This is a genomic window from Nostoc sp. EspVER01 (genome assembly GCF_034530635.1).
GTDB lineage: Bacteria > Cyanobacteriota > Cyanobacteriia > Cyanobacteriales > Nostocaceae > Nostoc.
Genome location: NZ_JAVRCS010000004.1, coordinates 1 through 11,623, shown reverse-complemented (window position 1 = coordinate 11,623; position 11,623 = coordinate 1). Strand labels below are relative to the sequence as shown.

Sequence of the window (11,623 nt, the reverse complement as noted above, 5' to 3'; positions counted from 1 at the left end):
GGTGAAACTGTAGATGCTCGTTGAATTTAACCAAAATTTTACATCTTCGAGGTTGTAACAGTTTATTGCTTTTTTGCAACGTTTAGAATAAGTACTTTAAATAGTTACGCAACCAAGATTTCAATTAGTTGAAGTAGCAAAAAAATATTAAGTAGGAAAAAAATTTATGAAATTCCCAAATGGGCCGCAAACTCCAGCAGTTGTACAGATGCTGCGCTGGGTTGTTAATCCGATGTCATTTATGGAGGCTTGTGCCAAAAGCTATGGCGAGATTTTTACTCTCCGATTAGACAAAAATCTGCCTCCTATAGTGATTGTCAGCAACCCCGAAGCGCAACAGCAAATTTTGACAAATGATACCAAAGAATTGGAAGCACCTGGCGATTTGAATCAGCTGTTTGAACCTTTATTGGGCAAGCATTCTGTGATTACTATCAGCGGCGCAGAACACCAGCGCCAACGTCAGTTGCTAATGCCTCCATTTCATGGCGAAAGAATGCGGAACTATAGCCAGGTGATTACCGATGTCACCAAGCAAGTTATCAGCCAATACCAAATAGGTAAACGCTTTAATATTCGGTCTGCAACTCAAGCTATTACCCTACGGGTGATTATGCAAGCTGTATTTGGTCTATATGAAGGGCCTCGCGCCGAAAAACTACAGCACTTTTTGGGCGATCTTTTAGAAAAAGCCAGTTCTCGCTTAAGTGTAGCTTTGCTTTATTTTCCAGCTTTGCAAAGGGATTTTGGGCCAATTAACTTCTGGGGAAACCAGAAGCGCCTTCAGCAAGAAGCTGACCAACTCATCTACCAGGAAATTCGAGAACGTCGAGAACAACCAGATTCATCACGCACGGATATTCTTAGCTTACTCATGGCTGCTAGAGATGAAGCAGGTCAACCCATGACCGATGAAGAGTTGCGCGATGAATTGATGACTCTGTTAGTCGCTGGTCACGAAACCACAGCGACAGCCTTGGCATGGGCATTATACTGGATTCACAAAATACCATCAGTGCGCCAAAAGCTACTGCAAGAATTAGATAGCTTGGGCGACAACCCAGATCCCAGCACCGTTTTCAAGTTACCTTATCTCAACGCTGTTTGTTCCGAGACATTGCGGATTTACCCAGTAGCTATACTAACTTTGTCAAGGGTAGTCAGAACCCCGATATCGCTAGGTGGTTATGAATTAGAATCGGGTACAATCCTACTTGGTTCTATTTATCTGACCCACCAACGGGAAGATATTTATCCAGAACCTAAGCAGTTTAAGCCAGAACGCTTTTTAGAACGGCAATTTTCCGCTTATGAATATTTGCCCTTTGGCGGTGGTGCTAGGCGCTGTATTGGGCTGGCATTTGCCCAGTTGGAAATGAAGCTTGCACTTGCTCAAATCCTTTCTAGTAAGGAATTAGAACTAGTTAATAAAGGTGAAGTGCTACCTAAACGTCGTGGTTTGGTGACAGGCCCAGATCGCCCCATTGAGATGGTTGTCAGGAGTCAACGTCAGGTGAAGTCTCCCATTTTACAGACAACCACTGTTTGATGCTAGGGGGTTTGATGGTTGCGTTCAGCAAATTTTTTCCTCGTTTTTCCTCGTTCCCAGTCTCCGACTGGGAAGGAGATAGAGGAGAGAATAATTGCGATCGCTGCATACAGCACTTCCGGCAGCTATGAGGTACATCCTCAAAGCTGAAAGCTATGATAGAAAAGGGCAAAAAGAAAAACTGTACTGTATTGCATAATAGCTGTCAGTGCTTTAACCCAAGTTTTTCTAGTCCTCTTCTAGAGGACTTGCACCATTAGACAGGGAATTCTATTCCCTGGCGGTCTGTATTGCATAATAGCTGTCAGTGCTGTAACGATCGCAGTCTTATTTCTAAATCACAAATTACCTATACCCCAATATAGATTTACTCTCCAGAATTAGCCTTTACAGTTATGAGTAAGAGGACATTTAGGAGAATTAATAATTCATGCCTGATGAGCATCGGTTAGAAGAACAATTTCTATCCCAAGAAGCTGAAAAACAAATATCCAATCAGCTAGATGAAGTAGAACAAATAGAAATAGATGTAAAAACCGATCTGTTAAAAATACTTCAGGGACAGGCAGATGGAGTTGCGGTTGCAGGGCAAGGATTAGTCATTAAAGAAGACATTCGCGTACAAGAAATAAAACTGCAAACAGATAGTATTGCCATCAATCCCTTTAGCGCTCTTTTTGGTCAAATAGAACTTAATGAGCCAGTAAATACAATTATTCGCGTTGTACTCACAGAAGTAGATATTAACCGTGCCTTGACCTCAGACTTTGTTCGTAGCCAGATGCAAAACTTTGGGTTGAATGTAGATGGGGAAATTGTCAGTTTTGAGCCAGAAGAAATTCAGGTATTTTTACCTGGTGATGGCAAAATAGAATTTAGGGGAAAGGTGTTGTTAAAAGAAATGGGAAATACTCGCCCTTTAGCTTACACTGCGATCGCTCGCCCACGAACTCATTCACAACCCGCGATGCTGGAGGGTTTTAGCTGTACTGAAGGAGAAGGGATTTCCATAGAATTAATTACAGCATTCATGCAGAAAGCTAAAGAACTGATGAACATACCATCTTTTAAATGGGAGGATATAGCTTTTTCTATCAAAGATATAGAAGTACAAAAAGGTACTTTAATACTGATGTTAGAAGCTCAGGTAAAACAAATACCCTCATCAAGTTTAATCTCTCTTTAGTAGGATTGACACTATTTAAAGATAATTTTTGTTACTGAGGGATGATGTCAATGTAATAAAAATTTTCTAACATTTCAGAAAGCTAATTATTTCTAAATTCCAACTATGCAAGAGTATGATGTTGTCCTAATCGGTGCTGGACATAATGGGCTAGTTTGTGCAGCTTATTTGCTAAAAGCTGGTTATAGCGTTCTGTTACTAGAAAAGCGTTCTGTACCAGGTGGCGCAGCAACAACTGAAGAATGTTTACCGCAAGAAGCTCCTGGATTTAAATTCAATTTGTGTGCTATTGACCATGAATTTATTCACTTAGGGCCAGTTGTTGAAGAATTAGAACTAGAAAAATACGGCTTGCATTATTTGGAGTGCGATCCAGTTGTTTTCTGTCCTCATCCTGATGGTAAGTATTTCTTAGGACATAAGTCGGTGGAAAAGACCTGTGCAGAAATCGCCCGTTACAACGAACGTGATGCCAAAAAATATGCAGAATTTGTAGATTTTTGGCAGCGATCGCTAGGTGCAATGATTCCCATGTTTAACGCACCGCCAAAGTCAGTTATAGACATCCTTGGTAACTACGACATCACCAAACTGAAAGATTTAGTCTCAGTGATTGGTTCCCCTAACAAAACGCTGGACTTCATTCGCACAATGTTAACCAGCGCTGAAGATTTACTTAACGAGTGGTTTGATGAAGAATTTCTGAAAGCGCCACTAGCCAGACTAGCATCAGAACTTGGTGCGCCGCCATCACAAAAAACCCTTGCCATTGGTGCAATTATGATGGCAATGCGTCATAATCCGGGAATGGCCAGACCTCGCGGCGGAACTGGCGCACTTGTACAAGCTTTGGTGAATTTAGTCACAAGTAAAGGTGGCGTTATTCTCACAGACCAACATGTTGAAAAAGTTTTAATTGATGATGGCAAAGCTGTAGGTGTGCGGGTTGGTGGTGGGAAAGAATATCGTGCCAAACACGGGGTTATTTCTAATATTGATGCCAAGCGGTTGTTCTTACAAATGACAGATAAAAGCGATGTTAATGCAGCCGACCCAGATTTATGGGAAAGATTAGAACGCCGCATCGTTAACAATAACGAAACCATCCTCAAGATAGATTTGGCTTTAGATGAACCACTGCGCTTTCCACACCACGCTCACAAAGATGAATATCTCGTTGGTTCTATCTTAATTGCAGATTCCGTGGCTCATGTAGAACAAGCCCACAGTAAATGCACTTTGGGAGAAATTCCTGATGCTGACCCATCAATGTATTTGGTCATGCCTAGTTATTTAGATCCCACATTAGCACCACCAGGCAAGCACACCCTATGGATTGAGTTTTTTGCCCCTTATCAAATTGCTGGTGCAGAAGGTACTGGTTTAAAAGGAACTGGTTGGACGGATGAATTGAAAAACAAAGTTGCAGATCGGGTGATTGATAAGTTGGCAGACTATGCACCCAATGTCAAAAATGCAACTATTGCCCGTCGGGTAGAAAGTCCAGCAGAACTAGGAGAAAGACTAGGTGCGTACAAAGGAAATTATTATCATGTTGACATGACTTTAGATCAAATGATATTTTTCCGTCCCTTGCCAGAAATAGCCAACTACAAAACGCCAATTGATAATCTATTTTTGACTGGTGCAGGGACTCATCCAGGTGGCTCAATTTCGGGAATGCCGGGACGCAACTGTGCGCGGGCATTTTTGCAGGCAAAACATCCCATTAGCCAAACTTTAAAGGATGCGCGGGATTCGATTAAGTCCACTGTCGAATCAGTGTTTGGCATTAATTAAGCCTTGCACAGATAAACTCAAAACCCTCATGTAGAGACGCGATTTCTCGCGTCTTTATTTATTAGGCAATCACGAAAATATTTGCATTAGTCATGGCTAGACCCATTCCTAGTTGAGCAACTTCGATTTGACCGGATAAGCCTGTACCATCAGCATCAAAAAATAATCCCCCTGTATTATTGTCGTAGATAAAGCGATCGCTGCTGTTTTGTGCTACTGAACCGATAAAAAATTGCGTGGCTTGAAGTATACCCTCACTAAGTCCACCTCCAAACCCTATTTTAGAAACATAAATTGTGTCATCTAAAGACGAAAAATCTGTAATGTTATCAATTCCCTCAGCAGGGGTATTAATAATAAAAACATCAGATCCAGTTCCTCCAGTTAGGGTATCGTTACCTAAAGCTCCAACGAAAGTATCGTTACCACTTCCCCCTATAAGGATGTCATTGCTATTTCCACCATTTAGCTGATTATTACCAGTCTCATTAATATTGGCTGTACCTGTGGTGATATTTTCTTCACGGGCTGTTAAAGAAGAGCTAAGAGTTGATGAAATGGTCAGAGGTGATATCGCACTATTGGCAACAGTGAGTAAAGTTCTAAATACCTTTTGGTTGCTAGTTAAACTTTCATCAAACTCTTGGATTGAATTAGTTGGATCTAGAAATGAAATAACATAGTAATTTCCAATTGGGATATTAGGAAACGCACCGTTCCAAGTCGCTGTTCCCGAATTGAATGGATTAATCGAAGAAATAGTTGTATTACCAATTAAGTAATGAGAGCCAATACTATTAGTGATATTGGTATCAGTAGAAGCGTAAAAAGAAACCGATAAATTACCTGTAGCGGCTGTACCATTGTTGCGAGGATAGACTGTAATGCTAAAATTTTCCCCATTTTTAATAGTGTTATTACTAAAACTTCCAAGAGTTGTGTTAAACCACACATCAGAATCTACTAAATCAGCTTTGTCAGTGGGTTTGCGTGTAGTAGTGTCTTCGTTGATCCAGGTTTGAATCTCATTATATCGAGTGCTTGTAATTCGGGCGAACTCGTTGTAAAGCGGAGTTTGGTTGCTGGTTGTCTCATTTGAAGCTACTCCATAAATAGTCGGTTTATTTGTGTTGGAATTATTCAGCCAGAGAGGGCCTCCACTATTGCCAGGTGAGATATCTAGCTCATTACTACGCAAGATCGAGTCAGTTGTACTTGTGATTTTTCCACTCTGAGTCCACATATCATAGTTATCAAATTTCCCATCGATATTGGAATCAAACTTATCAGAAGGGTATCCAGTAACATTCATTAAAGTTCCACTGGTGAGATTATCGTCATATCCATAGTTAAACCAGCCAGTGAAGTTTCCAATATTGCGGTCAAGAGTCACCAATCCTATATCGTATTGAAAAGTTTCGCTTTTCGTCTGATCTCCTTGAATCCATCCTTCAAAAGAACGTGTATGAACAGATTTGGCTTCACCATAGTACTCGTAGTCAGCTCGGTTTGTACCAGCAATGATATTTCCTTTAGAACCAAGCATCACCTCAATTTTATCTGCCCAACCCCCATATCTCGTGTCATACACAGAGTGCCCTGCTGTTAAAAAGTGGTAGGGAGAAATCATCGCACCAGAGCCGTTGATGATAATATCATCAGCAGTATCAATAACCCCATCTGGGCCTTTCCAGCGTATTCTCATCTTTCCTATAGCACTAAACGGAAAAGTTGTGGTGTTGCTAACTTTTGTCCGTCCATCAGGGGAGAAAATAGACATAGCTTTATATCCTTAATAGAAAATAATGAATACAAAATATCCAAATTTAATACCAGAAATTATTTCCTGGCATTAGCAATACACTAGGAATTTATATGAGAAACATTTCCTATTATTGCGTTTTTAAGTAATATCAACCATATAAGTTGCCATGTATTTAATAGAAATTATGTCTACAACTTATCAATAATATAGAGTTGACTTTGTGTTTTGTTTTGAAGAAAAATAAAACTAATTAATAGAGATAAAGGTTGGAAAAACTAGCGATTCTGATATTACATCCACGCTCATCCCTATGATCCTGGCTGATTTATACCGTCGGTATTAGCGGATTAAAGAAGGTTTTTATCAGGGTAAATTACTACACGAGTACGATGTTTAGGACGAGTCCCAGCTAGGCAATATATATAGCAACACAAATAATTGTTTTTTGAGTAAAGTAGGTTCTAAGCGATTGCTTTATATGTATTTATTATGATAATATTATACACTATTGATTTTAATAAAGTTTTATGCATTGTCAACAAAACTCTTTATGAAAATAAATATAAGTAAATTAATGGGTAAAAACTAGTGTATTTTGATAATACTCAAAAAACTAACAAATTTTAACATCATCTAATAATTTTTGTAGGTACAGCATGGTTTTTCGGCACTGCTTCGTTGCATCTGGCTTGATAACTTTCTTGGCATTTGGCTGTAGTGGTGGGGCAAACTCATCGGCAGAAAATACTACACAGGTTGTTCAAGAAAGCAATGTAACCCAACTTTTCATAGAAGCGAAGGCTACGCAAAAAGCAGAAGATTACTTTCATCAAGGCAATAATTTATTAGATAGACAAAATTATGAAGATGCCATAAAAGCTTATGATAAAGCGATCGCCATCAAAGTTGAGAGTCCTGAAGCTTGGATTAACCGTGGCATCGCCTTAACATCGTTGCAACGCTACCAAGACGCTCTTGCATCCTATGATCGAGCGATCGCCATCAAACCCGACAAATATGAAGCTTGGTATAATCGAGGCATCGCCTTAACATCGTTGCAACGCTACCAAGATGCTTTTGCATCCTATAATAGAGCGATCGCTATCCAACCCGACAAATATGAGGCCTTAATTAACCGAGGCATTGCTCTGACAAAGCTACACCGCTACCAAGATGCGATCGCATCTTATAATAGAGCGATCGCCATCAAGCAAGATTTGCACCAAGCATATTACAACAAAGCTTGCTCTTATGCTTTACAAAGCAATCTAGAATTAGCAATTGAGAATCTAGACAAAGCAATCAAGCTTGTTCCTGATAAATACAAGAAGTTAGCAAAAACTGACCCAGACTTTAGCAAAGTGCGTAGTAAAAAGCAGTTTCAGGAATTACTGCAATAGTATTTTATCACCACCACTCAGTGTAGAATATAAACCTGCTGTAGAAAGGATTTTTTCTTGAGCGGTTTGCGATTAGACATGAAAAAATTGTTAATCACCGGAGCAAGTGGTTTTTTAGGGTGGCATCTTTGCCAGCTTGCAAAACAAGAATGGGAGATTTATGGCACTTATTTATCTCATCCCTTAGAAATTCCTGACATGAAAATGTTAAAAGCGAACTTAACAAATTTTCAGGAATTGAAACGTATCTTTAATGATGTAAAACCAGAAGCAGTTATTCATACTGCTGCACATTCGCAACCAAATTTTTGTCAAACCAACCCCAAAGAATCCCACGCAATTAATGTTATCGCATCCTGCAATATTGCCGGGCTTTGTGCGGATAATTCTATTCCTTGTGCTTTTACTTCAACCGACTTAGTTTTTGATGGCTTAAATGCTCCCTATCAAGAAACAGATGCCGTGTGCCCTGTAAATCTTTACGGTGAGCAAAAGGCGATCGCAGAAGCAGATATGCTAGAAAGGTATCCCATGACCGCAGTGTGTCGGATGCCGTTGATGTTTGGTGCAGCAACACCCACAGCGAAAAGCTTTATTCAGCCATTTATTCAAACTTTACAAGCCGAAGAAGAACTAAGTTTATTTATAGATGAATTTCGCACACCAGTAAGTGGAACAACTGCTGCTAAAGGACTTTTATTAGCATTAGAAAAAGTTAACGGCATCATTCACTTAGGTGGCAAAGAGCGGATTTCGCGTTATGATTTTGGAAAAATATTAGTAGAAGTATTTCAACTTCCTGCTACCGGACTTAAATCTTGCCGACAACAAGATGTGAAAATGGCAGCACCTAGACCAACAGATGTTTCCTTGGATAGTTCCAAAGCTTTTGCATTGGGGTATCAGCCTTTATCTGTAAGGGAAGAATTAGAGGCAATACAATTGAGTTAAGACTAAGTGTTAAAACTAAAAACAGGAATAGGCTATTTTGGAATGCGATTACCTCTAGTACACTACGCATAGGCATCGCAACGGAAAAACCTGTTTTATTGAGAATTTAGTAATGTAATTGATAATTTAACCCCGCCCTTCTTTAACGAGCGTCTTGATTCGGACTCCTGTTAGCGCAGCGGGGCGTAAGCCCATTCTGAATTCTTTTTCAATTTTACCTTTGATTAAAGTTTGCTTAAACTCCTAATTTTAAAATGGGGTGTCTCAAAACAATTTGGGCAGTTGTTTGCTTCTTATTGAAAAATGATTTCATAACTGGATCGAACAGTTATGGATTTCAATTGGGAAAATAAGTAAGTTAGATAAAAGCTATTTTTGTAGCTTGTAATTGCATTATTTACAGAAGTTGATGGTAAGGAAAATTGAGATGAAATTGGTTCCAAATTTATTGGTTGCTGCTACTATTGCTTTAGGTTTTTCTACCATAGATGTAAAATCTGCATCTGCTGCAATTGTTAATTACGCTTTCACCGTTGATACTCCATTAACAAAGGACAATGGTTTTTTTAGCTTTGATGACTCAACCTTCAGGAATGACTATAATACCGAAGCTCCCATTAAGTCACTTTCTTTCAACTTTGATGGCGACTCTACCATTTACACTGAACAAGATGATGCAAATTACCCAGATTTTCCTCTTGTTTTTAAAACCACATCCTTAACAGGACAAACGTATTTTGGATTAGATTATCAGTTTAATGATAAAGCTAATCCTTCCAGTTCTATCAGTTATGAAATTATTGGTGAGGATTTTACAATTTACTCTAAAACTTCTCCCAATGCTGAACTTATATCAGGTACAGTTTCTTATAGACAAGTACCTGAATCTACACCTTTAGTTGGTGTTCTTTTTGCTTGTAGCCTTGGCTCAATAATGATGAAGAGAAAGGTAGCATCAATGAAAAAGATTAAAATCTAACCTTGGTTAAGTTGATATTAACAATTCCTTTGCCAAGGATTAATCTCTTATTAGTAGGCTTTTATGTGGGGGGAAACAACATCTGACACATTGATAGCAGAGGGAAAAATTGGAACTTAAAATCTGATTTTGATCGTACCAATTTTTTATAAAGCTGCACATTATGACCCCTCCCAACCTGTCCTTAACAAGGGTGGTGGGGTTATTTATATGGGTTTTAATAAAGAATTGGTATAAGGAAATAATTACGAAATTTTCCTCCGATTACTCCACCTTCTTTGTGTTAGCTGTTGCTGCACTTTAACTTGTTAGCCAGGAGTAGAGAATGGTAGATTACCGGAATTTTGAGCAGTTCTTGCACAGTCGAATCAAACGACGCAACTTAATTATTGGAGCAGGAGCATTATCTGGTTTGGCGATCGCTAACCAATTTTCTTCTCAAAGAGCGATCGCTAGAAGCAGATTTTCCAATTATCCTTTCACTTTGGGTGTTGCATCGGGTGAACCCTATCCTACCAGCGTAGTGATTTGGACTCGTCTGGCTCCTGAACCCCTAAACGGAGGTGGAATGCCACCTCTGAATGTGCCAATTCGCTGGGAAGTTGCAACTGATTCTAATATGAGGCGGATTGTCTCTAGAGGTACGGTACTGGCAACTCCAGAACTAGCTCATTCCGTTCGAGTTGTGGTAGAAGGACTGCAATCTGATACTTGGTACTGGTATCGGTTTCTTGTCGGTCAAGACGCTAGCCCCGTTGGTCGCACTCGTACAGCGCCTTTAGCAAATAGCTACTTAAATAAATTTAACTTTGCCCTTGTTTCCTGTCAGCACTATGAGCAGGGATACTATACTGCCTACAAATATCTGGCTAAAGATGACCTCGATTTAGTAGTGCATGTGGGCGATTACATCTACGAAGGGGGAATCACAGAAAATCGCCCTAGACAACACAATGGTTCAGAAATTTTTACTTTAGAGGATTACCGCAACCGTCACGCCCTCTATAAAACCGATACCAATCTGCAAGCAGCTCATGCAGCGTTTCCCTGGATTGTTACCTGGGATGACCATGAGGTAGAAAACAACTACGCCAACAACATCTCACAAGTTGATACTGAACCAGATCAGGATCGGGCAATTTTTCTCCAACGGCGAGCTATTGCTTATCAGGCTTACTACGAACACATGCCACTCCGCCCCTTCTCGCGTCCCGTTGGCCCCGATATGCAACTTTACCGTCTGCTCTCCTTTGGTAACTTAGCCACCTTCCATGTTTTAGATACCCGCCAATACCGCACCGATCAGCCCTGTGGTGATGGCACTAAAGAACGTTGCCCAGAAAACTTAGATCCGAATGCAACGATTACCGGCAAGGCACAGGAGGATTGGTTATTCGATGGTCTAAATAACTCAAAAGCGAAGTGGAATGTTTTGGCGCAGCAAGTACCAATTGCTCAAAGAGACACAACACCAGGGGAAGGCGGAACTTACAGCATGGATAAATGGGATGGTTATGTGGCTTCGCGCGATCGCCTCATGGCTTTCCTCGGACAGCGCCAGCCTTCTAATCCAATATCCTTGGCAGGTGATGTGCATTCTAACTGGGCGATGAATCTGAAGGCTAACTTTGATAACCCAGAATCCGCCACACTTGGAAGTGAATTTGTCGCTACCTCAATTAGCTCCGGTGGCGATGGGGCAGACAGCAACCCCAACGTTGAAGCTTACTTACCCGATAACCCACACATTAAGTTCTACAATGCTCAACGGGGATATGTTCGCTGTGCCTTGACTCCCACAACCTGGAAGACAGACTATTTGGTTATGTCAAAAGTCACAACCCCAAATGGCACGATTAGTAAGCGGGCTTCATTTGTGGTTGAAGATGGTCGTCCAGAAATACAACAAGCCTAATCGTCTAATTCCCAGGTATAGCAGGCTACGGTGTACACACAAGTCTATATCTTTCTTTATTAATGAATCTCGCACTGT

Annotated in this window: 9 protein-coding genes; 8 read left to right on the top strand and 1 reads right to left on the bottom strand. The window is 40.3% G+C overall.

Annotated elements, in window-relative coordinates:
- The first annotated feature begins 166 nt into the window (after positions 1-166).
- The 4 genes from RMX69_RS04805 (at position 167) to crtO (ending at position 4,535) form a co-directional block, all read left to right on the top strand.
- Positions 167-1,549 carry a cytochrome P450 gene (locus tag RMX69_RS04805; RefSeq protein ID WP_322636677.1) on the top strand — a complete coding sequence of 461 codons (1,383 nt, stop codon included), beginning with the start codon at positions 167-169 and terminating at the stop codon, positions 1,547-1,549.
- An 18-nt stretch (positions 1,550-1,567) separates the two neighbouring features.
- Complete coding sequence (locus RMX69_RS04800) at positions 1,568-1,699, top strand: hypothetical protein (RefSeq protein ID WP_322636676.1); 132 nt, start codon at positions 1,568-1,570, stop codon at positions 1,697-1,699.
- Between the two features lie 280 nt (positions 1,700-1,979).
- Complete coding sequence (locus RMX69_RS04795; protein ID WP_289797714.1) at positions 1,980-2,735, top strand: DUF2993 domain-containing protein; 756 nt, start codon at positions 1,980-1,982, stop codon at positions 2,733-2,735.
- A gap of 105 nt (positions 2,736-2,840) precedes the next feature.
- Complete coding sequence (crtO, locus tag RMX69_RS04790; protein WP_289797713.1) at positions 2,841-4,535, top strand: beta-carotene ketolase CrtO; 1,695 nt, start codon at positions 2,841-2,843, stop codon at positions 4,533-4,535.
- A 61-nt stretch (positions 4,536-4,596) separates the two neighbouring features.
- On the opposite strand, the gene RMX69_RS04785 is transcribed toward crtO, so the two are convergent.
- Positions 4,597-6,315 (bottom strand): trypsin-like serine protease, encoded by a 1,719-nt coding sequence (locus tag RMX69_RS04785; RefSeq protein ID WP_322636675.1) that lies wholly within the window; start codon positions 6,313-6,315, stop codon positions 4,597-4,599.
- 641 nt (positions 6,316-6,956) lie between these two features.
- Between RMX69_RS04785 and RMX69_RS04780 the strand changes: the two genes are divergently transcribed.
- The 4 genes from RMX69_RS04780 (at position 6,957) to RMX69_RS04765 (ending at position 11,545) form a co-directional block, all read left to right on the top strand.
- Positions 6,957-7,700, top strand: coding sequence for a tetratricopeptide repeat protein (locus tag RMX69_RS04780; protein WP_322636674.1), 744 nt, complete (start codon positions 6,957-6,959; stop codon positions 7,698-7,700).
- Between the two features lie 78 nt (positions 7,701-7,778).
- Positions 7,779-8,651, top strand: coding sequence for an NAD(P)-dependent oxidoreductase (locus RMX69_RS04775; protein WP_322636673.1), 873 nt, complete (start codon positions 7,779-7,781; stop codon positions 8,649-8,651).
- A gap of 427 nt (positions 8,652-9,078) precedes the next feature.
- On the top strand, positions 9,079-9,630 hold the full coding sequence (locus tag RMX69_RS04770; RefSeq protein ID WP_322636672.1) for a PEP-CTERM sorting domain-containing protein: 552 nt from the start codon (positions 9,079-9,081) through the stop codon (positions 9,628-9,630).
- A 325-nt stretch (positions 9,631-9,955) separates the two neighbouring features.
- Positions 9,956-11,545, top strand: coding sequence for an alkaline phosphatase (locus tag RMX69_RS04765; protein ID WP_322636671.1), 1,590 nt, complete (start codon positions 9,956-9,958; stop codon positions 11,543-11,545).
- Positions 11,546-11,623: the final 78 nt, after the last annotated feature.